Genomic DNA, 24,361 nt, shown 5'->3' with positions numbered 1-24,361 from the left:
GAGTTGTAGGGAATGCTCAAATATTTTATACTTGGGGGTGACCGTTCTCTGTGAAGAGGAGGAAAACTGTTGAGAGACAAAGTCGCACTCATAACGGGCAGTGCCAAAGGTTTAGGTAAAATGACCGCTCTGCGTCTGGCTGATGAAGGCTGTGACATTGCGCTGAATTATGTGCATAGTCAGGCTGAAGCCGAATCGCTTAAGCAGGACATTGAGTCAAAGGGAGTCCGCTGCCTGTCTTTACAAGCAGATATCTCGGTTCAGGAAGATATTACGAGGCTGATCGGTGAGGTGCAGGATCGGCTGGGCGGGGTCGATATTATGGTGAATAATGCCGGGCCCTTCATCCGGGAACGCCGTTTGTTTGCGGATTACAGTGTAGCTGAGATTCACGCCATGATAAAGGGAAATCTAGTGGGTACCATGTTGCTGGATCATTTGGTATTGCCGCACATGCGTAGCCAACAATGGGGACGTATTATTCATTTTGGCTTTGGTCATGCTGGAGAAGCGAGGGCTTGGCCGCATCGAGCCGTCTACGCAGCTGCCAAGGTGGGACTGGTGTCTTTTACGAAGTCACTGGCTGTTGAGGAAGCTCCTTATGGCATCACGGTCAATATGATCTGTCCAGGGGATATCCGAGGAGCGAACAAGGAAAAGTCGATTGCCGATGTCATTGGCATGCAGGATAAAGAGACACCGCGTGGGCGTCCGGGAAGCGGAGAGGACATTGCCCGAGTGATTGCTTATTTGTGTGAGGAGCACTCAGATTTTATAACAGGCAATATTATGGATGTGTCTGGAGGCTTGGACCCCATTCGGCCAACGATATAAGCTTGGCAAAGCTTCAGAGGCTGTAATACAAAAAAGAGTCTTGAGCTTCGTTACCGAACTCAAGACTCTCTGATCATTATGCATCAAGCATTAGAATACTTGTACCACTTCTTGGACGCCTTCAACTTCTTCGAGAAGAGCGCGTTCAATCCCTGCTTTCAGCGTAATTGTAGAACTTGGGCAACTGCCGCAAGCACCTACCAGCTTCAGCTTAACGATGCCGTCTTCAACGTCAACCAGCTCAACGTCACCGCCATCGCGTTGCAGGAACGGACGGAGCTTATCCAGTACGTCTGCTACTTCATCATACATCTGAACGCTTTGTGCTTCGCTCATTAGAATTCAACTCCTTTCCTATACCCTATTTATTATATTACAAAGCGGGCCAAATTAAAATGCCCGTCATCCAAAGCAGGTGAAAAAATGTTAAGACCTATTATTGAATTTTGCACCAGTAACATGCATTTTGGTACCGATGAGATCATGGCAAAACTGGAACAAAATCCAGATTATGATGTGATTGAATACGGCTGCCTAAGTAATTGCGGTCAGTGCAACGCCGAGCCTTATGCGATGGTTAACGGTGAAATTGTATCTGCAGAGTCAGCAGAGCTTCTGTACGAAGTGATTATGAACAAAATTAGAGAGGCCGAAGCATGGGACAATCTGAATTTGGATTAAAAAGAGTCTCCGCAAGCCCGTTTCCTCTGGTAGAATATATCCATCATCTATAGATGGACAAACAAAAAAAGACCTGCTTCCAGAGCAGGTCTTTTTTGCTGATTAAAGATCCAATTAGCCAAAATGGCGTTTGGACTTCCAGAGGACACCACTTTTCAGCAGACGCGGCACTCGTCCACGCAAAGAGGTGCTGCCCATGAAGCCATAACCGAATCCGGCCTTCTTGCCCAGCGCACCTAATGTACCGCGTAGCTTTAGAGGATGCGGGTGAGGTGTTTGACCTTTCCACAGGTCGCGCACAATGTGGGCAATCTGCTCTCCTTGCACCTCTGCCGCCTGAGCGCTTGGAGAGTAAGGAAGACTCGCACAGTCTCCGACGACGTACACTTCAGGATGGTCCGGTATTTGATAATATTCGTTGAGCACGATACGGCCTTGAGGATCTTTAGGAACCGCTAAATCCTGCACTATTTTTACGGGCTGAATCCCAGCCGTCCATACAACTGCATCGGTCGTGATTTGCTCGTCATGGTTGTAAATAGCCCCTGGTTCAATTCGGGAAACCGCAACATGATTCAGCGCATTCACTTGATGCTCCTTAAACCAGGCATGTACATAGGCAGACAAACGTTGCGGAAATGCTGATAGCACCCGCTCGCCCCGATCCATAATCGTAATATTCAAATCCACGCGGCTTTCACGTAACTCCGCAGCAATCTCAACACCACTTAGACCGCCACCTACAATATGGACGTGTCCATAAGGCTTGATTTCATTCAAGCGAAGATAGGTTTGACGGGTATGATTAAAGGACTGGATCGTACAGCTGTATTCCTCTGCCCCTGGTGTATTATGAAAGCGATCGGTACAGCCTAGCGCAATGACAAGCTGGTCATAGGACAAGGGCTCACCGTCTTGAAAATGAACCATTTTATTCTCAAGATCCATCGAAGTGACTTCGCCGTATCTGCGAATAAGGCGTTGTTCATCTGGAAAATGCACTCGCAAATCAAAATCAGATACCGTACCTGCTGCGAGGGCATAGTATTCTGTTTTCAATCCCTGAAAGGGCATTCGATCCACCAAAATAATTTGAATATTGTCGGGAATATGTTTATCCAGCAATTCTTTGGCAATGGTAAGGCCGCCATAGCCGCCTCCCAGAATAACGAAATTTTTCATCAAAATCCGCCGTCCTTTCGTTACCGTGTCCCCGGCAAGTGGTCTGGTGTCTTGTCGATCTAGCACAAGTTTTAATGTGTTGTAAAACCCGGTAAGCGGGTCTGCCTGAGGTAGACAGACCGGCGTGTTCCGAGGCAGCTTGAGGCTGCATAGTGTGAGTATTGGGGAGAAAATGCACGCGGGAAATCTGAATCCGATGTTACACTTATTCGAAAACTTCGATTTCGTTATAGAAGGTGTCCCGTTCTACAGGAATGCGTCCAGCGCCTTTGACCAGCCAGATTAGCTCTTTACGGGTCAATCCAGCAGGGGTTAACGCACCTGCGGCATGGCTGATCTGCTCGCGCACAATCGTACCATGGACATCGGATGCACCAAAGGTAAGAGCGACCTGCGTCAATTGCGGGCCGATGTTAATGAAGTAAGCTTTGACATGGTCGATATTGTCCAGCATCAAGCGGCTGATCGCAATGGTTTTGAGGTCCTCGTAAGCAGAGTTGCGACGCATGATGTTGGCGTTTTTGCTTTTCGGCTGCATGGACAATGGGATAAATACCATAAATCCGTTCGTTTCGTCCTGCAATTCACGAATTTGCAGCATATGCTCAATCCGATCCTGATAGGTTTCGACTGAACCGTACAGCATAGTCGTATGAGTTTTCATACCGAGATTGTGGGCTGTACGATGTACTTCAAGATAGCGGTCCACATTGGCTTTCGTAACACGCATCTTTTTCCGATATTCATCAGATAAGATTTCTGCGCCACCGCCAGTCAGGGATTGAAGTCCTGCCTTTTGCAGTTCTTGAAGAACTTCTTTAATACTCAAGCCGCTTATGCGTGTGAAAAAGTCAATTTCCGCTGCAGTGTAAGCTTTTAGTGTAACGTTGGGATACTTTTCATTCAGCGCCTTCAGTGAATCTACATAGTACTGGAAAGGCACATGATTATTATGACCGCCGACGATATGAAATTCTCTCACACCCGGATGGATATGTTGCTCTACATAATCAATCATTTCCTGCCCGGACAACGTATAAGAGCCTTCCTCCCCCTGATCCTTACGGAAATTGCAGAACGCACAGCGCGCTTCGCATACATTGGTGAAGTACAGGCTCATGTTTTCGATAAAATAAACCTTTTTTCCATTCTTGCGTAAATTAGCTTCGTTAGCCAACTGACCCAGTGTGAGAATATCGTCAGTTTCATACAAATATATACCATCTTCGAGGTTCAAACGAATCCCGTTTTGTACCTTTTCTACAATTTCCGCCATTCTGCGGTCTGTAAAAGGTGTAACTAATGTGGACATGCCTATTCCTCCTTCAAGTTGCTCTGTGCGAGACTGTCCGCCAAATAGCGGCTCAAGCGCTTGATGCGCACAGGATGTCCCGTTCCGTCGGTAGAATCCGGCAGCGCGGATATACGATATGTGAAAAATGTTACAATGCCAGGCTACAATGATGGATGTCTCATAATTTCGCCTTTGAAATGACAAATTTCCGACAGTTTCTTTAACACACTCTTCACCTATTATAAACCTCACACCACCGGTGTTCAATACAAACGAGTAGAAAAAGAGGTGTTTAAGCCTGTAACGGAAGGACATTCCATGACTTGAGCACCTGCAAATAAGAGAGTATACTGAAGGGGAGCATGAAGTAAAAGAGGAGGATGGAGCTATGATTAACATCACCGATTCCGCTGCTGAACGCCTGAAAGAAATGCTGGAGCAGCAGGAAACGCCGAATATGTTTTTACGTCTGGGTGTTACGCCAGGTGGTTGTACCGGATTTTCGTACGCCATGGGCTTTGACGACAACGAGACGGATCAGGATATATATATGAATGTACAGGATATGAAAGTAGTCGTGGAAAAGGAAAGCATCCGCTACCTGGACGGTCTGGAAATCGACTTTGAAGAGTCCGGTATGTCCGGCGGCTTTACCATTCATAATCCAAACGCTGTAGCTACATGCGGCTGTGGTTCAAGCTTCCGTACAGCTACTGATGCAGGAAAACCAAGCGAAGAACCTTGTTAAACCGCGCTATATAACGTTTTGTCTTCCGATGATCTGTTCGGAGGCCGATGCGTTAGCCTACGAAATAAGTGTTCGGGGATGCGGATCACGGCGGGACTTTGAGTGTTGACAATCCCGTATGATGAACGTTAACAACTCCAAAACATGCGATTTAGGGTTGCGAATTACGACCTCTACAGGGTATAGTCACGTACTATACATATGTGGAGGTCTTCTTTATTATGGCGTTAAAGAAACCTGAAAAATGAGTGCCGCTGGCGGAAGGTTAGTGCGCGAGTATCACAATTATCACATGAGCAAGCGATCGACTTCGTTATAAGTGCGAAGAAGTCGGAGGGCTTACATGAACGCTGGCTCAAGGACTACGCTACAGGTATTTTCTCAATCGATTACGTGAGAAACACCCGGAGATTAATAGGTCGAGGAATCACGACGGAAATAATTCGGGATCATGTCGCGTATACGAAGCTCGATAAGGTGCGTTATTCCAGTCTTAAGAAAATACGGCCGGATTCATATGCACGATACTGCATAGGCGGGTCCGTTTTCCCCTACATAGGAAATTTATACTAGATTACAGGCTGATTCCATAGTAAAATATGTCTAGATTTATTGAGGCTAACTTTATAGATATAGAAATATAGCATAGGATGTACTATGAAAATGGAAACGGAGTGTTATAAATGAAACAAATTATCACTATTGCATTAGGGATTGTTCTAGCTGTAGTAATCCTATCGTTCTGCTAGATGCTAGTATTTTTTGATAGAAGGCTAGTTCGTGAAATGTTTGTGATCCTCCTGTGCCTCATTTTATACGGAGCGAACGAAGCCTTATTTAAAGGACTTGAAGGGCCGCTAAGTTGGTTTTTCGCGGGGTACTATAATGATTTACTAGCACCTGCTTTATTAATCTCTTTTGTAAGCATCGTTTACTTCCTAACAATACGACAAATAGCAAGCAACTTCTGGTGGTGTCTACTGCTAGTGATGTTTTCGGGAGTGTTTTGGGAGTACATAACGCCCTTATATAAAGAGTCAGTCAGTGATCCGTTTGATCTGTTTGCGTATCTGGTTGGCTTTTTGGGGTACTGGGTGCTTGCGAGGTTTCCTTTAAAGGAAAAATGGAAAAATACGATTAACGTGATTATACGCTGTAGCGGCGTGTGATTAACAAGTAGTCGTGCGTATTAACAATCCCGTTTAACGCTCAAAAACGTTGATCTGACGCGGTTTTGGCCGAACGTGAGCCTAACGCCAGATTAACCATTCATAATCAAAATGCTGTAGCTACATGCGGTTGTGGTTCAAGCTTCCGTACAGCTACAGATGCAGGGAAACCAAGCGAAGAACCTTGTTAATTTTTCGAGTGGTGGTCTAAATTATGTCTATAGACACGCGTTTAGGCTATAGATTACGGATAACGACCTTTGTAACGAATTTTACTCGTTGCGAAGGTCATTTTTGTGTTGTTGTTTATCTTTTGTTTAGAAATACCGATATAACATTGAGTCGGAAGAACTATTTTATACATAAATTTACCTAAAGGAAGTGGAAAAAGATGTTGAAAAAGAAATGGCTGATTACCCCTGTGGTTGCGGTGACACTGTTGTTCAGTCAATCTGCATTGGCGGCACATACGTTTTCTGATGTGAATGGTACAAAATATGAATGGGCTGCCGAATCCATTCGTTCGATGGTCGACAAAGGAGTTGTCAGCGGCTATACGGATGGGACCTTCAAGCCAGGCAAAACCATAACAAAGGCGGAATTTGTCCATATGTTTCATAAACTTTTTCCAGAAATCAATTATTCAGCTGGTAAATCTTCAGAGTTTGCGGATGCGCGCAAGCACTGGGCGAATCAAGATTTCGCAGCCATATTCAACGGGGATTATGTGTGGCCGTTTGCTGAAAGTGTGGGGGGCAAATATCCAAACTACCAATTCTATGTCAAGCCCGACAAACCGCTGACCCGCTGGGATATGATGATGATTGCTTCTGTTCGAACAGACTATACCAAGCAGACTCTTCACCCTGAAATTGCAGAGGTAATTTCCTCAGCTGCACAGTACAACGATATGAAAGTTCGTCAGGCAAATTACAAAGACAATTTCTCAGCCTACTATCCGGTACTGTACATCGACACAACGGGAGAAGAGTACTCCTATGATGGAGATTCCCAAGATCAAAAGGCAGAAGCATTCTACACCCTTACCAAGATGGGTGTCCTTACCGCTGATAATGGATACCTTCACCCAAAAGCGCAGGTCACACGGGCCGAAGCTGTTATTGTTTTACAGCGTTTGTACAATGCCACAACCAAGTGATTTATAAAGGCTGTAAACAGGAAGCGCTATCCCTATTGCTTCAAATCCGTAAACAGCTCCTGTGCAGTACGCACAAATAACTGAACAGCAAGTGAAGCATTGGGCAGGGACGGTACAGCGATACCGATTTGGCGCGTGATCAGGGGCGTGGTTTCCTTGACGGTCAGATCGTGCGGGAACGTGGACAAGGCGAGTGAAGAGACAATGCCCATACCTAGTCCCTGTCGGACCATGCTGACCAGCGTGCTGATATTGTGAGTAATGAACTGTGCCTGCAATTGACTTTGTTCGCGTTCAAAACCTTCCATAATGGCGACCTCATGTCCGCCTTTACAAAAGATCATATCCTGTTGATTCAAGTCTCGAATGGCGATTTTGTTGTGTGATTGAAAAGGGTGACCGTCTGGCAGCAGAATGACCATGTCATCCTGACATAAGGGGATTACATCCACCTCTGGGTCTGGCAACAGGATAATGCCCGCTTCAATTTCTCTGGAATGCACCCACTCCTTGACTTCATTCGTAGAGCCTTCATGTAAATCGAAAACAAGGTTCGGATAGTGCTGACGAATATGGTGAATAATGGGGGGCAGAAAATAGGCTGAGGCAGAAGGAAAGGCACCAATCGTGATTGTACCTACGTCCAAGCCTTTTTCAGCGGCCACCTGCTGCTGCACTTTTTCCATGTTTTGCAGCACCATGCGGAATTGCAGCAGCACCTTTTGTCCGATTTCTGTCAGGAGCACGCCTTTTTTTCGATCGCGCAGCAATAGCTGGACATCGAGCTCGTTCTCGATACTGGCGATGGCATGGCTGACCGCAGGTTGCGTCATATGCAGCTCGTGGGCCGTTTGGGTAAAGTTTAGCGTTTCAGCTACGCGAACAAAGATCATAATCTGAGTAATAGTCATAAGTGAAAAGTTATCTCCCTTATTGAAAACATTCATTTTATTTATTAGTGACCACAGTATAAGCTAGTAAAGCAAAGCATTGCAAACGGCTATCCAGATGATAGTCGTAAGCAATGTGTAATGAATTTCTAAGGAGAGAGACATCTATGAAAAAATTAACGCCTAAAGCTACGCTGTGGCTTGTCTTGATATTAGTGATGGTATGGGGGATCAACTGGCCGTTGACCAAGCTGGCTTTGCCAGATACGCCGCCGATATTTTTTTCAGGAATCCGTACGCTGCTGGGTGGTGTAATTCTGCTGTTGTTCGCTATACGTAACCGGGAAGGTTTACGCCTTAGACAAAATGCTTGGACTTATCTGGTGTTAGCTATATTTAATATTGCAGGCTACTATGGTTTGCAGACGGTAGGGCTGCGTTATCTGCCTGCTGGGTTGTTTTCCACTTTAGTATTCCTTCAGCCGATTTTGTTGGGGTTATTCTCGTGGATGTGGTTGGGAGAGCGCATGTTTCCCCTGAAGGTCATTGGATTGGTACTGGGTTTTGGCGGAGTAATCGTGATTAGCTCAGGCGGAATGGCAGGTCATTTGTCTGTGCTGGGCATTGTGTTGGGTCTAGCCTCAGGACTGTGCTGGGCAATCGGCACGATTTATATGAAGAAAAAAAGCAAACAACTGGATTCCATTTGGGCGGTGACGATGCAGCTTATTCTGGGAGGAATCATACTCAATGGAATTGGGTTTACGACCGAAAAATGGAGCGACATCCACTGGACGACCTCATTTATTACGATTCTATTGTTTATTTCGATATTTGTAATTGCGATGGGCTGGCTGATTTATTTTAAACTGATCGACAACGGGGACGCAGGAACCGTCGGCTCTTATACCTTTATGATTCCGGTGCTATCTACGATCTTTAGTATGGTCATGCTCAGGGAATCACTCACTTTGACATTTGTCGTGGGGCTGGTGCTGATTGCAGGTAGTGTATATCTGGTAAATACAGCTTCTCCCGGGAAAAGAGCGAACCAAAGCTCGAAAGCTGATAAAACGAATTCCTGTACAAATGCTTAGAAAATATAGAATTAGGAAAAATATACTAGAATATCAGAGGGGAGAATAGTAAAATGTGACTATATAAATAGAGAGGAAGTTTGGTATGGGAGAGTTAAGTGGTCATACTCAGACTATGGAGCCGCAACCACAGTCAATTCGTAAGCTGGCAGTTGTGGCAACGGTCATTTCAGGAGTAGCTGTACTAGGCTGTATAGCCTTGGCAGTATGGAACTATAATCTGAATACGAAGGTCAATTCTTTAACTATAGCGAATTCATCGCTAAAACAGACAACACAAGCATTAACCAAGCAACAAAATGATACAGAAGCGCTGCTGGGAAAAGTTAGGTTAGCAACCAACCTGTCATCCATAACGCATCTGTTAGAGCAGACATCTGTCGTTACCGATGATTTTGTATTGGAAAAAGTGACCTTTGATGTGGCAGAGGATGGCAAGTTAAAGAGTGTGCTCCTGAATGTGAACAATCAACCTGATCTTGGTTTTGGTGGTGCTTATCAAGGTTATGGCAAATATAATATGTCCTCTGCTGCATTGACGAAGAAGGCCGAGGAAGTCATAAATATAGTTATGAAAAAGTACGGTACATCTGACAAGCTTCCGGTATGGGATAAGAATACGAAGGTTGAAATGACAGTTCAAAATTATCCGCTTGGTAAGCGGGAAGGCGGCACGTTTAAGCTCACTGGACAGCAATAGGAGGAACCAAAGGTTATTTCGATGCTGGGCATTACAGTTTTTTTCTAAAGGATTGCAAATTGAGCGGGGGAGCTAAGAAATGAACAGATATACACCTACAGCGAGGGAACGCTGGCAGATGAAACAGAGTGAGCCGCAGCCGCAGGGCTGGGTGCTCGCTCTATTTGGCTGGATTTTTTCAGGTTTGGGGTTCGTATTTAGTTTTTTTGTCATTGGCGGCTTGCTTGGGATTATCGGACTTGTTTTCGGAATTTTGACTAAAAAGATGGAACAAAGAAACACGCAGGGCATCCTCATTATCGTCATCAGTTCCGTTGCCATTGGCATTGGCTTATTGATTTTTATGATTTTTTTCGCGCATGGTTTTGTAGAAGGTCTGAGAGAAGGTTATAATGAGCATTATTAGGTCAGGGAGGTAACACCATTGAGCGTCATTATTTCACAGCAAATCTCGGCAACAGGTGTAAAGGAATATACGAAGGTGATCAAAACATTTGATTCCCCTTTTACACCTTTGGTTGGACAGAAAATCAGGGATACAGCATTTGGTGATATGCAATATTATGATGTCGAGGACGTATTTATTGACTTAGAGGCAAATGAATATTGGGTAATTCTACCTGCTGTTTTGCTGCATACAGATGATATTGAGGATCTACGAGATGCTGTGCGTGAGTATCGTTCACACGGTTGGGAATGTACGAAACCTCTATAAGTGCATACTGCTTAAGCTCTATACGGAAACGTCTTTCTTTTGCGAGATAGGCGTTTTCTTGTGTATTTGTGTATAAACATTTCCTAATGATTGGCATGAAAAGAAAGAAATTATGCTGAAAATGCGCAAAATGTATCATTTTTTATCATAAAACGACAAGTTGAGAAATGAAAACGAACTTAATGTGTTATACTTAGTATATCAAAGGACAAGAGTCTAAAACGACCGGTAAGGCCCTTTCTTTGAAGAGCCTCTGAAGGGTTCAACGTTTATCCAAAATAAATGGTCAAAAGGAAAAGGGGTAATGCTAACGTGAGAGTGAATTTGAAATTTACGAACAAAGGGCAAGTTGCAGTTGAGAAGTTCAACAATGAGGAGCTTATTGAAATCTTTAGCCGCTACATTAAAACGTTATGCAAGAAGTATGATATCTCGGTTACAGTACCTGAGGAGCTGAATGGGCAGATTTTGGAAGAGGGTACTGTGAAGGTCGTGCTGGGTAAGATTAATTGTGATATGGACGCTTTTTTCAAGGAACTGAGTCGGGATATCAAGGTGCCGCTGGTCAAACGATTGGGCACTAAACTGGATAATGTGTTTAAGACTGAGGTCGTAGAGCAAGAACAGAGCTAAGAATAAGGATCAAGCGAGATCTCATGAAGATTTGTATCATCAACTGAAATCATAAAACCTCCCGAATGGGGCGCATGGCTAGGAAATGTGCTCGTTCGGGAGGTTTTATATGTTTAAGCTGCTCTATTCATGAGATAGCATGCATGGCATGTCTGCGTCTTTAACGTGTTGTTGTGGAGGCAAGGCGCAGTTTGGCTAAATCAAACGAAGGCACCAGTCCTTCCTGCGCGGCACGACCGAGCAAGGCTTCGATGGCGGCATACCCGCTATCGCCCAGATTGGCGGTAAAATCATTCACGTACAGATCAATATGCGATTGGGCGACATCGGGTGATAGCTCCTGCGCATGAGACAATACATATTCACGCGAAGCTTCGGGATGCTTCCAGGCATATTCGACAGAGGCGCGTATCCAGTTGGTGATCGCATCTAGATCCAGCGTACGACGGGCAATAATAGCTCCGAGCGGGATCGGCAGCCCTGTATCTTCTTCCCACCAGTTCCCCAGGTCAACTTGCTTGCTCAGTCCATAGGACGGATAGGTAAAGCGTGCTTCATGAATAACCAATCCTGCATCTATCTTTCCGTCACGGACAGCAGGCATAATTTGGTCGAACGGCATCACGACGATCTCGCCGACACCCCCAGGCACATGCTTGGCCGCCCATAGACGGAACAGCAGATAGGCAGTGGAGCGTTCACTTGGAACAGCTACACGCTTGCCGGACAGAGCTTCCGGGCCTTCGACGGCAGAACCTTCCTTGGTCAGCACGAGCGGCCCGCAACCCCGGCCCAGTGCGCCACCGCATGGCAACAACGCGTATTCATCCAGCACCCATGGGAGTGCAGCGTACGAAATTTTCATGATATCAAGTCCATCTGGTGTGATCGCCAGATTGTTGGTGACGTCGATATCGGCGAATGTAATGTCCAGCGCAGGTGCGCCTGGAATCAATCCATGCGCCAAGGCATGGAAAACAAAAGTGTCGTTAGGACATGGTGAAAAAGCAATTTGCATCTATATAACCTCCGTTAATGTAGAAAATGCGGCTTCCAACGCTTGCAAAGCCTCTTTGATTCGCCAGGCTGCACGGTCACGTGGACCAACAGCATTGGAAATCGTGCGAATCTCCATCATCGGCAGCTCCAGCCTGTTGGCCGCCACGGCTACGCCGTAACCCTCCATCGCTTCAGCAGCAGCTCCGGGAACGCGTTTGGCTAGGCGTTCTGCCGTTGCCGCCGTGCCGGTGGCTGTCGATACGGTCAGGATCGGTCCGGCGACCGCCATCTGACCAGCGTCACGCAGCGCCTGAACAAATCGCTGCGTAGCAGCAGCGTTCACGGCAATACGACTGGAGCCAAAGCCCAGCTCGTCCACGCTGCTGAAACCCTCTGCCGTCTCTGCCCCCAGGTCCGCGGCAATAATCGCGTCAGCAACGACGACGCTCTCTAGTGCAGCGACCTCCGCAAAGCCGCCACCAATACCGGCGCTGATGACCAGGCGGTAGCCGCCAGTCGCCAGTGCCTGCGCAGTTGAAGCCGCTGCGGACGGAGCGCCTACACCAGCCAGCTCGACCACAAAGCGAGTGTCGCCCTTCAGGCCGCGCAGCACGGCCTCACGTTCGCCTTCAACCGCGGTCATGACCAGGATGCGCCCATCTGATGTTGTATGCTCCATCGGTTGATTCCCCTTTAAATTTAGGTAATATGCTTTCTTATCATACTGCTTTTCCAAACGATGTTCAAAAAAAGTCGACAAAAAAAGCGCTCCATGGCGCTTTTTCGGGAAACAGTAAGATTCAGTAGATATGAAAATTGGTAGTTTAAACATATAACCATTCTATCTGGAAGAACAGCGGAGACAAGCATATAATAATTATATCGGCTGATCTTTTGTGATTAGCTGAAACATTGTGATGTTGCGGTCATAATGGCTTGGGGTACCATCCTGATTGCGCACGCGAATCATCTCGCTGCTGAACAATTCGATATATCCACAGCCTATCTCACAGTATACGCCTGCAGGGTCTTCTTGCCAGACCGATACGAGGTGTTGAGACAACGCTGCGGTAAAAAATTCGATGTTTTTTTGCAGTACGCGTGGCGTTTTCTTGGGTTCCATAACGTAAATCCTCCCTATATCATGCCATGTGCAAATCAGCAATTGAACGTGGCTATTCGTTGGTTATTACACATCATAATGAACTTAAACAACTGAAAAAGGCATGTTCATCATTCTATTCTATGAAACAGACGTAAACACTGTACCGCTTAATGCTATTTTTGTAAAGCATCCGTTTGACCTTTTCAACATCCATTTTGTGTTTACACACATTTTACATTGCGTTAACACTTCTGTGATGCTAGTGCGTTTCATCTAATAGTACAATAAAGGGTAACTATACTGCATGAAATTGATGGAGGCCATATGTTGATAGAGAGTCAGAAGAAGGATAAAGCCGGGTCAGAACGTTACTTTAATCGGGATTTAAGCTGGATTGAATTTAATCGCCGTGTGCTCCAGGAGGCACAGGATGTCGATACACCATTGCTGGAGAGAGCCAAATTCTTAGCGATTGTGTCCAGCAATTTGGATGAATTTATGGCTGTTCGTGTTGCAGAGACGCGTGAAAAGATCAAGGCTGGTTTTATGCAAAAGGATTTTACGGGATATACCCCATCCGGTTTGTACAAACGGCTGATCAAGCGTACCGTCTCCATGGTATCCGAGCAATACCGGACCTATCGTGATATTTCTCGCCTATTGACGAAAAAAGGTCTTTTATTGCTTGAATATAATGACTTAAATACGACTCAACGCAAGTCGCTGGATGCATATTTTCATGAAATTATATTTCCGGTGCTCACACCGATGGCGGTCGATCAGAGCCGCCCTTTTCCACTGGTTCACAATAAATACGTATATTTGGCAGTTGTTTTGAGCCGCCCGGGAGATACGGAGGAGGATAAGCAGCTTTTTGCCATTGTGCAGGTGCCTTCCAATATTCCACGTGTTGTTTCGGTGCCGTCACGTTCGAATAGCAAGAAGAAATCATTTATTTTAATTGAGGAACTGATTAAGCATCATATACAAACGTTGTTCACCGGATATATTCCCGAGGCGGTTCATGCCTTTCGGGTTACGCGCAACTCTGATTTGTCTATTAATGAGGAAGAGATCGAAGATTTGCTCGAAGAGATTGAAAAAGAACTGCGTCGAAGACGGCGGGGGGCACCGGTCAGACTGGAAGTGGAGAAAGGGATTAACTCCTTTGCCCTGACAGAGCTTCAACGCGAATTCAAGCTGTTCGATCATGTGTTTGAGATCGACGGGCCGTTAGATCTGACATTTTTGTCGTCTTTTGCCGATCATTTGGAAGGGTATTCGCATTTGAAATTTCCGGCAATCAAACCGTTGTATCCGGAAGAACTGCCTCCGCAAGAGGAAATCTTTAACGTACTTCGCAAACGGGACGTGCTCGTGTACCATCCGTATGAATCATTCGATGCGGTAACTGATTTTATCATTGAGGCATCAGAGGACCCGGATGTGATGGCGATCAAGATGACTCTGTACCGGGTCAATGGGGAATCGAAGCTCATTCCGGCACTCGCACGTGCAGCAGAATCAGGCAAGCAGGTGACAGTAGTGGTGGAGCTGAAGGCGCGTTTTGACGAGGAACGTAATATTGCTTGGGCGCGTACGCTTGAAAAAGCTGGCTGTCATGTAGTATACGGGCTGGTCGGGTTGAAGACGCACGCCAAAATCATTCTGGTGATACGCCGTGAGCGTAATGTGCTCAAACGATACGTGCATGTGGGAACTGGCAACTACAATGAAAGCACAGCACGTGTATATACGGATATCGGGTTGTTCACAGCGGATCCGGTGCTAGGTGAGGATGCCTCTGAGCTGTTCAATGAAATCACGGGTTTCTCGGCGCTCAAAACCCTGCAAGCTTTCACCGTAGCGCCGACGGGCATGAAAAATAAGCTGTTTGAGCTGATCCGCAGGGAAGCGGAGCAAGCACTTGCAGGTAAGCCAGCCCGTATTATTGCCAAAATTAATTCCTTATCCAATCAGGAAATGATTGATGAACTATATGCTGCTTCTCAAGCAGGGGTAAAGATTGATTTAATCATTCGTGGGGTCTGCTGTTTACGCCCTGGCGTGGAGGGCTTTAGCGAGAACATTCGGGTTATCAGTATAGTCGACCGTTTCCTGGAGCATTCCAGACTGTTCTACTTTGAAAATGCAGGTCATTCGGAGCTCTTCTTGTCTAGTGCGGATTGGATGACGCGCAATCTGACTCGGCGGATTGAACTGATGTGCCCGATTTATGATGACCGAATCAAGGAAATGCTGGTGGATATTTTACGCTTATCCTTGAAAGATAATGTGAAGGCGCGTCAGCTTTTGCCTAATGGCAACTATCAATTTGTAGCAAGAAACAACGAAGAGGCTCCCATCAGGAGCCAATTCGAAGCGATGAAGGTTAAAAACTGGAAGAAGGAAGAATGGACCACGACAACATAAGATTCCAGGCTTTTTGAAAATCTTTTGCGACCGCCACCAGCTCCCGTTGCTCCAGGATCGGTTCACTCTTGCTTTCCAGACGAATATGCAGTGCATCGTCCCCAGTCGTGGGATGGATGCTGGTGATGATGCCAGATTCGCTGCGATCCATGCCGATGGCTAGCTGAAGCAGCGAGCCGAGCCGATGCACACGTTCTTCATCGGAAGGCTCCAAAATATCTGCATGGGTACGGAGCAAGCGGGGGGTCCGGTTTTTAGGATGGTAATCAGCGATCAGCGCGGCTAGCACCGTTTCCCGGTGAGATAAACCGCCAATGCCCGCGTGCAAGATCCAGAACACGGAATGCTGGCGGAAGTGATAGTAATTTAAGGCTGCACCTGTTTTGTAAAGAGTGGCTGCGGTTAGTAACAAACGTTTGTCCATAGCTGTTGAGGTTCCTTCAGCTAGGGTGTCATAGAGCTGGACAGCGTACTCGTTAACCCGCTGGACATGCGTTTCGCTAACCGGGACAGCAAATGCCAGGATATTGCGAATGGACGCGATCAGCGGATTAGCCACCACAGGCTGTTCAGCGTTGACCAGCTCATGAAACAGACCGTCTCGCAGACCCGCTCCACTGACCAAATAGGCGGAGCCTTGAGCAGCTTCAAATATCGTTTTTAATATAATGAGACCTGGTACGATAATGTCGGCTCTGTCTTTGGACAGGCCGGCTGTTTTTTTGCGTTTTTCATAAGGAAGATGGGGCAGACTGCTATAGAAATAGTCGACATCTTCTGTTGTCATTTCGTAATGGTGCGTCACAGGAAGCGAGTAATCCCGCCGTTTCTGATTGATTTTAGCCAAAGTACGGAGGGTTCCACCCAGCCCGATAAATGGTAGACCCGAATTGGAGAAAATCCAGTCATGGTTTTGCAGTGAAGAACGGACAAAGCTCTCCATTTCCTCAATTTGTCCAGGAGACCATTCGCCATTCTTGACCTCGCGTCCAAAGCGCCAATTCATATTGACTGCGCCAAAGGGAAATGAAACCGTATGCAGTCGTGTCCGATCACGGAATAGCGTAATTTCGGTACTGCCGCCTCCGATGTCAATAATGATTCCGTCACTCACATTCATTGTATTCACAACGCCCAGAAAACCCGCATAGCCCTCTTGTTCCCCGCTCAGTATTTCCAGCGTTAAACTTGTCTCTTCTGCAATCCATTGGACGATTTCGTCCGAATTCGCCGCATTGCGGATGGCGGCTGTTGCTGCTGCACGCATTCGGACAACCCCGTGCATACGGCACACCTCCATAAATTGGCGCAGTAATGGAGCGATGCTGCGTATGGCTTCTCGTTCCATACGGCCGTTGGTCCCAACCTTTTCGCTCAGCCGGGCAGCTTCTTTGCACTCCTGCACAATTCGATAAGCTCCTGTATCTGTCATTTCATAGATCACGAGACGAATGGAGTTTGAGCCAATGTCCATGATGCCAATTTTGCTATTCATGAGTTGACCTCCTTGTTGAAAGAAACAATCTGTCAGCAAATTTAACTGCTCCGTTCCAAATGGTATTCAGATTATTGTCATTGTACCAGTGTTGTCTGGTGCATGCTACCGTTCGCGATGATCTTGTCGAAATGGACACATGATCCTGACAATCATCCAAGAATAGCACATGCCTGTTGAGTATGTATAAGTATACCTGACGGCGAAAGGAGAGAATTAGATGAGACAACTCGCAAGCAAATGGCTAAAGACAAAGGCGCTGCTCCATGATCCACATACCGCCGTTTATATACCGGAAACCTGTCTATATAGTGAAGACCAATTGCGCATGATGCTGCGGCGGCATGCTTTTGTATTTATCAAACCCGTAAAAGGCGGCGGCGGAATCGGTGTCATGCGCGTGGCAAAAGAGGGTAGGGGCTACACCTGTACACGTATGGAGCAAACACATCGGTTCAGCCATTTTAGAGCGCTTGTGGCGGGAATCAGTAAGCTCCGAATCCAACGTCCATATCTCATTCAGCAAGGTATTCAGCTGGCCAGTATCCAAGGTAGACCTGTTGACTATCGAGTCAAAGTCGTGAAAGAAGGACCAAAGTGGAATTTTCGTGCGGTAGTAGCGCGTCATGCTCGTCCTGGACTGGTCATTACGAATCTGTGCAGGGGGGGAACCTTGCTGAAAGGAACAGAAGCGCTTCGGATGATATATCCCCGGCGGTTAGCTTCACGAAAGCGGCGAGAGATCATTGATCTTACGCAGCGCTGTATTCCTACACTCGAAAGAAGATTTCCCGGGATCGGACAACTGGGATTTGATTACGGGCTTGATCAGAATGGACGGATATGGATTTTGGAGGTAAACACAAGGCCCCAATAATTTATGTTTTTTCAAATTATTCATTAAAAATCAATTAAAATTTAATATATTTGTATAAACATAAAAAAAATTTTTTTTGCGTTTAATCGCCAAAATTCTGTGTATAAATATTGTCCACATTATCCCCTGTCACATATAAGGGGTAACGACACTTACCAACAATTTATACACAGGATTTCCACAATTGTCTGTGGATAACAGAACGCTTGTTCCGTTTTTGGTATTTTGATAGAATAGATTTTGAAATAAAAGGAAAGGTTGTGTCGAGGATGGCTATGCTGACGGATGAAATGCTTTTGGATTCCTATCAGATGGCAATCGAGCTTAAACTTGAATGTGACTTCATTGCACTGTTGCTGGCTGAAATTCACAAAAGAAAGCTAGAGATGAATACAGCCGTAGTCCTTCATTAGACCGGACAAGCTCTCGTACTGCGACCGTAAAGTCATTCAGGGTTCGGATGACTTTACGGACAATCACTGCAACGAATAGGCACACCGTGAAAAAGGGTATTTCACTCCAGAGATTCAAATCTGGAGTAAAATACCCTTTTTTGTCATAGTCTAAATTAACTACATTTTCATGTTACTGCTGTGACCGGGAGACAACTTGGCGTCTGGATCCACATAGACCTTGGCGTTGTTGACTGCTGTAGGAGCTTCACCAAAGCCAACCGCAATCAGCTTGAGCTTGCCTGGATAGGTAGTGATGTCTCCTGCAGCGAAAATGCCGGGAATATTCGTCTCTTGACGAGAATCGACCACGATGGAGTTGCTTTCGATTTCAATTCCCCATTCAGCAATCGGGCCAAGTGTGGATACAAATCCAAAGTTAACGATAACATCGTCCACTTCAATTTCCTGAGTTTCTTTGGTTTTTACATGAGCAAGAGTGACCTTCGTAATCGTGTCTTCTCCATGCAATTCTGCAATTTCCGTTGGTGTAATCACGTTTACTTTGGAAGCGAGGAGGTTTTCGACACTGTGTTCATGCGCGCGGAATTTGTCACGGCGGTGAATCAATGTAACCTGTTCTGCAATCGGTTCCAGCATAAGGGCCCAGTCTACAGCAGAGTCACCGCCACCACTGATTAGTACCTTCCGGCCTGCAAATTTGCTCAGGTCGCTAACAAAATAATGCAAGTTTGTTTTTTCGAAACGTTCCGCACCTGGAAGCTCCAGTCTGCGCGGCTCGAAAGCACCAACGCCAGCGGTAATAATAACCGCCTTACCATGATACTCGCCACCTTTGTCTGTTTTTACGATGAAGTGGCGTTCTTCCTTCTTCTCTAACGATACGACTTTCTCTTCTAGCTGCACTTCTGGATTAAAGTGGTTCATTTGTTGAACCAGATTGTTCACCAGTTCCTGTGCAGTCACTTTAGGAAAGCCCGCAACGTCATAAATATATTTTTCAGGATAAAGGGCTGCAAGCTGGCCGCCCAGTTGGGGCATACTTTCAATTAAGGTGACGGATGCCTGACGCATTCCTCCGTAAAAAGCGGCAAAAATACCGGCTGGACCGCCTCCGATAATGATCAGATCGCGGATCTCCGCACCTGTGGATTGAGCTGTCACTCTAAAAACACCTCCGAAAGGGATAGTATGAATTGTAGATATTGAATCAGCCGCATAGAGGTTCAGATAGCCGCCGAACGTATGATTCACTGCTTATCATTATAAACTGCTGGGTTCTTCTTGCAAAGTTAAAGCGATTAATATTTGATGAAGACTTTCTGGTGAGTATAAGTTAACCGTGTTGAGAAAAAAGCTGTGAATATTGAATGATTATGGATATTGGAAGGGGTAGACGCATGAGCAGTATTCCCAAAATTGTCATTGTGGGCGCCGGATATGGAGGTATCTTGACGGCTCAGCAATTGCAAAAGGAGCTCAAGCACAATGAGGCAACTGTCACGCTAATCAACCGTCATGATTACCACTATATTACGACTCATCTTCACATGCCCGCGGCAGGCACGGACACGATTGAGCATTCGAGGATTCCAATTGCGGAGCTAATCGATGAGTTCAAGGTGGATTTAGTCAAAGGAACAGTTAAGGAAATCATACCAAAGGAGAAAAAGATTGTGCTGGAGGATGGCTCGCTATCCTACGATTATTTGGTCATCGGATTAGGCGGGGAGCCGGAGACATTCGGTATTCCGGGGATGGATCAATTCGCGCTGACGATTCGCAGTATTAACTCTGTGCGCTTGATTCGTGAGCATATTGAATACCAACTGGCCCTGTATAAAAATGACGGTAAGCCAGGTCGCCTAAATTTCGTCGTAGGAGGCGCTGGTTTTAGTGGTATTGAGTTTGTAGCGGAGTTGGCGGATCGGCTGCCACAGTTGGCTAAAGCTTACGACATCGATTTTAACCGAATTCAAATTATTAACGTCGAGGCAGCTCCAACAGCATTACCAGGGTTTGATCCTGAATTGGTGGAGTATGCGATGGATGTCCTTAAGCGTAAAGGAGTTAACTTCCGTATCGGAGTTCCCGTTAAGGAATGCTTGCAGGATGGTGTAATTGTCGGTGAGGGTGAGAAAATTGAAGCCTGTACGGTCGTCTGGACGGGTGGGATACGGGGCAACAGTCTGATCGAGAAAGCCGGATTTGAAGTGATGCGTGGAAGGGTGAAGATCGACGATTTTCTGCGTGCGCCGGGTCACGATGATATCTTCATTATTGGAGACAGTTCCCTGATGTTTAATCCGGAAGGACGCCCTTATCCACCGACTGCCCAAATTGCTATGCAGCAAGGAGTGCTTTGTGCCAAAAATCTGGCCGCTACGCTCCGTAACAAGGAGCTGCACAAGTTCGTATTCTCCAACAAGGGCACAGTTGCATCACTTGGGAAAGGCGAAGCCGTGGCCGTAGTGGGTAAACGCAAAATCAAAGGCTGGGTGGCCGCACAATTGAAAAAAATTGTGGATCTCCGCTACTTGTTCATCATCGGCGGCATTCCACTGGTATTGAAAAAAGGGCGGTTTTTCTAACGTCAAAAGGTTTCCATGACTCCTTGAAAGGAGCTTGGGGACCTTTTTTATCTAGGTGAACGAAAAAAAGATATTGACTCATAACTATTAGACGACGTATAGTATGATTACTAATTACAGAGGGGGAGCTTCACGTTGAATTCTGATTTTAAAATCAATGCCGATCCCAAGAGAATAAATTTATTGACCGAAAAGTTTCCAAATGTGGACTCCCAAGCGTTGAATACGTTCGTACTTTTCGTGCAGGCAGCACATGAAGTGTACAATGGAGTGTCTTCCAGACTCTCGGAATATGGGTTATCTATAGGCAATCTGAAAATTTTAGTGCCATTGTTTTTACATGAACGTGCATTGACTCCATCAGAACTGGCTGAATATTCAGGGGTTACTCGTTCAACAGTAACCAGCGTAATTGATAAGCTGGAACGAGACGGCATCATCCGCAGAAGTACGCTGACGGATCGACGCATGACCGCGATCTTCTTGACTGATGAGGGAAAACAGTTAATGACGGAAAAAATTCCGATGTTCATCCAGCTTTTTTCGGAGCTAATGAATGAATTTACGCAGGAGGATCATATTCTATTTGCTACGTTATTAAATAAGCTTTCCTCAGGACTTGAGCGGATAAAACGGGAATAATCAATTTTCCTGGCTTAAGTAGTTAGACGTCGTACTATCAGGTTCCTTATTTATTTTTGACTATTATTTTTTAACTACCATTGGTTAAATCATCATGAAGGAGAGTTTGGTTGCAATGAATAAAAAGATCATTGTGTACGTGCTACTTGTTGTCGCATTAGGTACTGGAGGTACGCTGATGGCAATGAGCGGCAAGGATGCTGTGAGTATGGCAGCCCAACAAAAAAACACACTGCTTACGGCAGATACCGTAAATGTTGCTTTTCAGGGTGTAGGAGGAAGAGTAAACACGATTGAGGTTAAAGAAGAACAGCAGGTTAAAAAAGGTGACGTGCTCATGACTCTTGATCCTGTGGACCTGGACCTGCAAATTGAAAAATTAAAAACGGATATTGCGCAAGCTGATGTAAAAATAAAGCAGGCTAAAGACGGGTTGCAAAATCAGACGGAGAAAATCTCAAGTTCTGAAAAACAGGGACAGTTGGATATTCAGGCTGCGCAAGCCGGAGAATCCTTATTGAACCAAGGTGCGCGTGCAGAGGATATTCAAAAACAAAAGCTGGCAATTGAAGCAGCACAGCAATCATTGGATGCTGCTCTGACAGGAGTAGAGACAGCCAAAAGAAATACAGAGATTGCCCAGAAAACAGTAGCATCCAGACAAGAGGCTCTTGACCTTGCGAAAGTGAATTTCGACCGTATCAAGGCGTTGTACAATGCAGGTGCAGTAACCAAAGCAGAACTGGATAATGCCAAAAATCAACTGGATAATGCCCAAATTGCATTAGATACGGCCAAGGATCAGGTTGAGATTGCAAACAATCAGATTACTGCTGCCAGCAAACAATCCGAGATTGCCAGAAACGGTATCGCCCAGCAGCAAACCGCTTTGGACAAAATGGAGGCGGGTGCAACCGCTGAGGAACGTCAGCAGGCCCGTATCAAAACAGAAAAGGCCAGGGAAGCCCTGAGTCAAACCTCGCAAACGCGAAAAGATGTTAAAAACAGTGAATACAATGTAGATCTTCTGGCTCAACAAAAGCAGGCATTAAGCGTTCAACTCAAAACCTTGGAATTGCAGCGTGGACGTATGGTGCTAAAGGCAACCACGGACGGCAAGGTGTCGCGTATTGTACCTAAAATGGGAGAAATCGTTGCTACGGGGGCAACAGGTGTCGTTATTGAAACGAACCAACTATACTACGATATTTATGTGGATGAGGATTCCATGGCACAGTTTAAAGCCGGAGGCAATGTAACTTCGCATGTCGTAGCTTTAAACAAAGATATCCAAGGCAAGGTGAGATACATTACCTCTGCTCCGCAGTATACCAATATGAGAATGAGTCGGGATAAAGGTTTGTCGGATGTAAGCTCCTTTCAGGTCCGGGTTGATGTTCGGCGAACACCTGAATTGTTACCCGGAATGACGGTAGAGGTCGTGACAAAATGAAGGCATTTATAGAAGAATGGAAGCTATTGATCAGCGGCAAGATGGTATTTGTCATGCTGTTCGTCCCGATTGTCGTAGCAGTAGCCTTTGGATTTGTTTTTAAAAATAATCAGCTGAATGATGCCTCTGTCGCTGTAGTCGATTTAGACCATAGCAATTATAGCCGTCAGCTTATTAATAAATTGGATGCATCCCAGTATATCGACGTACGTTATGTGCAAGAGAATGAAACCGATCCGAATTTACTCCTTTATAATGAAAAGTTTTTTGCAGTGATTTATCTTCCGGCAGGTCTGGAGGAAAATAGGCTTAAGGGAGTTCAGAGCAACATCGGCTTTTATGTAGATAACACGGTAGGTCAGGCCACAGGGAATCTGCGCTCGGCGGTCACAGAGATCATTGCCACGGAAAATGCAATTCTGGCTGGTGGTGGGCTAAAGGGCATGGGGATGAGTGAGAGCCAGGTAACGGGACTTACTTCCAATATGCTACTCCAGCAGCGTCTGCTGTATAATCCCACCAATGCTACATTGATGACCTCGGTTATGGGATTCATCAACACGATCATGATTTCTTTGATTGCTGCTAATACACTGACAATTGTCCCACGATTGCGGGAGCAAGGAAGATTAAAAGGAGAGTTGCAGCATTCATACGGTTTAATTCTCAGGGTGCTACCGTATGCGTTAGTAGGATGTGTGTCCTTTTACTTGTCCATTGGTTTGCTCAAGCAGATCGGCGGACTTCGGTTTGAAGCGAATGTATGGCAGATCAGTATTCCGTTTCTACTCTACACGATTAATCTAAGCTTATTTGCAATGGCTTTGGGGTGGAATGCGGCAAATCCGGGAAAAGCTTCCCCGCGTCTCATGCTGATTATATTGCCCTCGTTTTTGCTGAGCGGTGCTCAATTGCCAGTAGCTATGTTGCCTGCATCGCTGCAATATGTTAGTAACATTCTCCCATTGACCTGGCATTTCAAGTTTTTGAGAGGTATGGGCTTCAAAGGTGGGAGCTTAAAATATTTTATTCCCGAGTTGGGAGGCTTTTTGGTCTTACTAAGTGGTTTGCTGCTTATTATCTTTATTTTGATTGCTCTGGAGAAAAGAAAGCTGGCGAAAAGTGAGAATACATCCGTAGTGGTGGAGCCTGTGATGCAATAATCAGTTATACGGTATTGTAAAAAAAGGATTCCGTGCCCGGAAAGCGGGAGTTCACGGAATCCTTGATTGTTGTTGCAATTGGGCTGAC

At 45.8% G+C, this 24,361-nt stretch carries 25 protein-coding genes and 1 pseudogene; 17 read left to right on the top strand and 9 right to left on the bottom strand.

Going from position 1 to position 24,361, the window contains the following annotated elements; all coding sequences use genetic code 11:
- Nucleotides 1-69 precede the first annotated feature (69 nt).
- Nucleotides 70-834: an SDR family oxidoreductase gene (locus ACQQ6X_RS20145; protein WP_305166767.1), complete on the top strand. Its 765-nt coding sequence runs from the start codon at nucleotides 70-72 to the stop codon at nucleotides 832-834.
- 90 nt (nucleotides 835-924) lie between these two features.
- Here ACQQ6X_RS20145 and ACQQ6X_RS20140 read toward each other — a convergent pair whose 3' ends face one another.
- Nucleotides 925-1,170: a NifU family protein gene (locus ACQQ6X_RS20140; RefSeq protein ID WP_013372910.1), complete on the bottom strand. Its 246-nt coding sequence runs from the start codon at nucleotides 1,168-1,170 to the stop codon at nucleotides 925-927.
- Between the two features lie 87 nt (nucleotides 1,171-1,257).
- On the opposite strand from ACQQ6X_RS20140, the gene ACQQ6X_RS20135 reads away from it, so the two are divergent.
- Entirely contained in the window at nucleotides 1,258-1,515 is a 258-nt protein-coding gene (locus ACQQ6X_RS20135) for a YuzB family protein (protein ID WP_305166766.1), read from the top strand.
- A 114-nt stretch (nucleotides 1,516-1,629) separates the two neighbouring features.
- On the opposite strand, the gene ACQQ6X_RS20130 is transcribed toward ACQQ6X_RS20135, so the two are convergent.
- Nucleotides 1,630-2,697 (bottom strand): NAD(P)/FAD-dependent oxidoreductase, encoded by a 1,068-nt coding sequence (locus ACQQ6X_RS20130; protein WP_305166765.1) that lies wholly within the window; start codon nucleotides 2,695-2,697, stop codon nucleotides 1,630-1,632.
- 205 nt (nucleotides 2,698-2,902) lie between these two features.
- Complete coding sequence (gene mqnE / locus ACQQ6X_RS20125) at nucleotides 2,903-4,009, bottom strand: aminofutalosine synthase MqnE (RefSeq protein ID WP_149034210.1); 1,107 nt, start codon at nucleotides 4,007-4,009, stop codon at nucleotides 2,903-2,905.
- Nucleotides 4,010-4,379: 370 nt separating this feature from the next.
- Here mqnE and ACQQ6X_RS20120 point away from each other — a divergent pair, with 370 nt between their 5' ends.
- The 3 genes and pseudogenes from ACQQ6X_RS20120 (at nucleotide 4,380) to ACQQ6X_RS20110 (ending at nucleotide 7,067) form a co-directional block, all read left to right on the top strand.
- On the top strand, nucleotides 4,380-4,739 hold the full coding sequence (locus ACQQ6X_RS20120) for a HesB/IscA family protein (RefSeq protein ID WP_017427286.1): 360 nt from the start codon (nucleotides 4,380-4,382) through the stop codon (nucleotides 4,737-4,739).
- Nucleotides 4,740-6,003: 1,264 nt separating this feature from the next.
- A pseudogene (locus ACQQ6X_RS20115) lies at nucleotides 6,004-6,099 on the top strand (iron-sulfur cluster assembly accessory protein); the annotation flags it as partial.
- Between the two features lie 200 nt (nucleotides 6,100-6,299).
- Nucleotides 6,300-7,067, top strand: coding sequence for an S-layer homology domain-containing protein (locus tag ACQQ6X_RS20110; RefSeq protein ID WP_305166763.1), 768 nt, complete (start codon nucleotides 6,300-6,302; stop codon nucleotides 7,065-7,067).
- 32 nt (nucleotides 7,068-7,099) lie between these two features.
- Here ACQQ6X_RS20110 and ACQQ6X_RS20105 read toward each other — a convergent pair whose 3' ends face one another.
- Nucleotides 7,100-7,978 (bottom strand): LysR family transcriptional regulator, encoded by an 879-nt coding sequence (locus ACQQ6X_RS20105; protein WP_149034207.1) that lies wholly within the window; start codon nucleotides 7,976-7,978, stop codon nucleotides 7,100-7,102.
- A 146-nt stretch (nucleotides 7,979-8,124) separates the two neighbouring features.
- Between ACQQ6X_RS20105 and ACQQ6X_RS20100 the strand changes: the two genes are divergently transcribed.
- From ACQQ6X_RS20100 to ACQQ6X_RS20080, 5 genes are all read left to right on the top strand, one after another.
- Nucleotides 8,125-9,054 (top strand): DMT family transporter, encoded by a 930-nt coding sequence (locus tag ACQQ6X_RS20100; protein WP_305166762.1) that lies wholly within the window; start codon nucleotides 8,125-8,127, stop codon nucleotides 9,052-9,054.
- 85 nt (nucleotides 9,055-9,139) lie between these two features.
- Nucleotides 9,140-9,754: a hypothetical protein gene (locus ACQQ6X_RS20095; protein ID WP_305166761.1), complete on the top strand. Its 615-nt coding sequence runs from the start codon at nucleotides 9,140-9,142 to the stop codon at nucleotides 9,752-9,754.
- Between the two features lie 79 nt (nucleotides 9,755-9,833).
- Nucleotides 9,834-10,160, top strand: a complete 327-nt coding sequence (locus ACQQ6X_RS20090; protein WP_305166760.1) for a hypothetical protein — start codon at nucleotides 9,834-9,836, stop codon at nucleotides 10,158-10,160.
- A gap of 18 nt (nucleotides 10,161-10,178) precedes the next feature.
- Complete coding sequence (locus ACQQ6X_RS20085) at nucleotides 10,179-10,469, top strand: hypothetical protein (RefSeq protein ID WP_063209523.1); 291 nt, start codon at nucleotides 10,179-10,181, stop codon at nucleotides 10,467-10,469.
- 312 nt (nucleotides 10,470-10,781) lie between these two features.
- Nucleotides 10,782-11,102, top strand: coding sequence for a hypothetical protein (locus tag ACQQ6X_RS20080; RefSeq protein WP_305166758.1), 321 nt, complete (start codon nucleotides 10,782-10,784; stop codon nucleotides 11,100-11,102).
- A gap of 160 nt (nucleotides 11,103-11,262) precedes the next feature.
- Here the strand turns inward: ACQQ6X_RS20080 and ACQQ6X_RS20075 are convergent, their stop codons facing one another.
- From ACQQ6X_RS20075 to ACQQ6X_RS20065, 3 genes are all read right to left on the bottom strand, one after another.
- Nucleotides 11,263-12,120 (bottom strand): 1,4-dihydroxy-6-naphthoate synthase, encoded by an 858-nt coding sequence (locus ACQQ6X_RS20075; protein ID WP_305166757.1) that lies wholly within the window; start codon nucleotides 12,118-12,120, stop codon nucleotides 11,263-11,265.
- On the bottom strand, nucleotides 12,121-12,780 hold the full coding sequence (locus ACQQ6X_RS20070; RefSeq protein WP_305166836.1) for a futalosine hydrolase: 660 nt from the start codon (nucleotides 12,778-12,780) through the stop codon (nucleotides 12,121-12,123).
- Nucleotides 12,781-12,978: 198 nt separating this feature from the next.
- Nucleotides 12,979-13,224 (bottom strand): hypothetical protein, encoded by a 246-nt coding sequence (locus tag ACQQ6X_RS20065; RefSeq protein ID WP_016820022.1) that lies wholly within the window; start codon nucleotides 13,222-13,224, stop codon nucleotides 12,979-12,981.
- A 306-nt stretch (nucleotides 13,225-13,530) separates the two neighbouring features.
- Here ACQQ6X_RS20065 and ppk1 point away from each other — a divergent pair, with 306 nt between their 5' ends.
- On the top strand, nucleotides 13,531-15,639 hold the full coding sequence (ppk1, locus tag ACQQ6X_RS20060; protein WP_305166756.1) for a polyphosphate kinase 1: 2,109 nt from the start codon (nucleotides 13,531-13,533) through the stop codon (nucleotides 15,637-15,639).
- Here ppk1 and ACQQ6X_RS20055 read toward each other — a convergent pair.
- Nucleotides 15,599-17,134, bottom strand: a complete 1,536-nt coding sequence (locus tag ACQQ6X_RS20055) for a Ppx/GppA phosphatase family protein (RefSeq protein WP_305166755.1) — start codon at nucleotides 17,132-17,134, stop codon at nucleotides 15,599-15,601. The two genes, ppk1 and ACQQ6X_RS20055, sit on opposite strands and share 41 nt — an antisense overlap.
- 220 nt (nucleotides 17,135-17,354) lie before the next feature.
- Between ACQQ6X_RS20055 and ACQQ6X_RS20050 the strand changes: the two genes are divergently transcribed.
- The gene (locus tag ACQQ6X_RS20050; RefSeq protein ID WP_305166754.1) at nucleotides 17,355-18,011 is read left to right on the top strand and encodes a YheC/YheD family protein; all 657 of its coding nucleotides are present in this window, start codon (nucleotides 17,355-17,357) and stop codon (nucleotides 18,009-18,011) included.
- Between the two features lie 269 nt (nucleotides 18,012-18,280).
- Entirely contained in the window at nucleotides 18,281-18,424 is a 144-nt protein-coding gene (locus ACQQ6X_RS20045; protein ID WP_023990158.1) for a sporulation histidine kinase inhibitor Sda, read from the top strand.
- A 159-nt stretch (nucleotides 18,425-18,583) separates the two neighbouring features.
- On the opposite strand, the gene ACQQ6X_RS20040 is transcribed toward ACQQ6X_RS20045, so the two are convergent.
- The gene (locus tag ACQQ6X_RS20040; protein WP_305166753.1) at nucleotides 18,584-19,588 is read right to left on the bottom strand and encodes an NAD(P)/FAD-dependent oxidoreductase; all 1,005 of its coding nucleotides are present in this window, start codon (nucleotides 19,586-19,588) and stop codon (nucleotides 18,584-18,586) included.
- Nucleotides 19,589-19,824: 236 nt separating this feature from the next.
- On the opposite strand from ACQQ6X_RS20040, the gene ACQQ6X_RS20035 reads away from it, so the two are divergent.
- The 4 genes from ACQQ6X_RS20035 (at nucleotide 19,825) to ACQQ6X_RS20020 (ending at nucleotide 24,273) form a co-directional block, all read left to right on the top strand.
- On the top strand, nucleotides 19,825-21,015 hold the full coding sequence (locus tag ACQQ6X_RS20035) for an NAD(P)/FAD-dependent oxidoreductase (RefSeq protein WP_305166752.1): 1,191 nt from the start codon (nucleotides 19,825-19,827) through the stop codon (nucleotides 21,013-21,015).
- Between the two features lie 135 nt (nucleotides 21,016-21,150).
- Nucleotides 21,151-21,657, top strand: coding sequence for a MarR family winged helix-turn-helix transcriptional regulator (locus ACQQ6X_RS20030; RefSeq protein WP_305166751.1), 507 nt, complete (start codon nucleotides 21,151-21,153; stop codon nucleotides 21,655-21,657).
- Between the two features lie 115 nt (nucleotides 21,658-21,772).
- Nucleotides 21,773-23,110: an HlyD family secretion protein gene (locus ACQQ6X_RS20025; RefSeq protein WP_305166749.1), complete on the top strand. Its 1,338-nt coding sequence runs from the start codon at nucleotides 21,773-21,775 to the stop codon at nucleotides 23,108-23,110.
- A complete protein-coding gene (locus ACQQ6X_RS20020; RefSeq protein ID WP_305166748.1) occupies nucleotides 23,107-24,273 on the top strand; it encodes an ABC transporter permease in 1,167 nt (388 codons plus the stop codon). The genes ACQQ6X_RS20025 and ACQQ6X_RS20020 overlap by 4 nt, the downstream gene beginning before the upstream one ends.
- The last annotated feature ends 88 nt before the right edge of the window (nucleotides 24,274-24,361 follow it).

Origin of the sequence: Paenibacillus ottowii, from assembly GCF_050516475.1 — a bacterium.
Taxonomy (GTDB): Bacteria; Bacillota; Bacilli; order Paenibacillales; family Paenibacillaceae; genus Paenibacillus; species Paenibacillus ottowii.
This window is presented reverse-complemented; position numbering and strand designations above follow the sequence as displayed.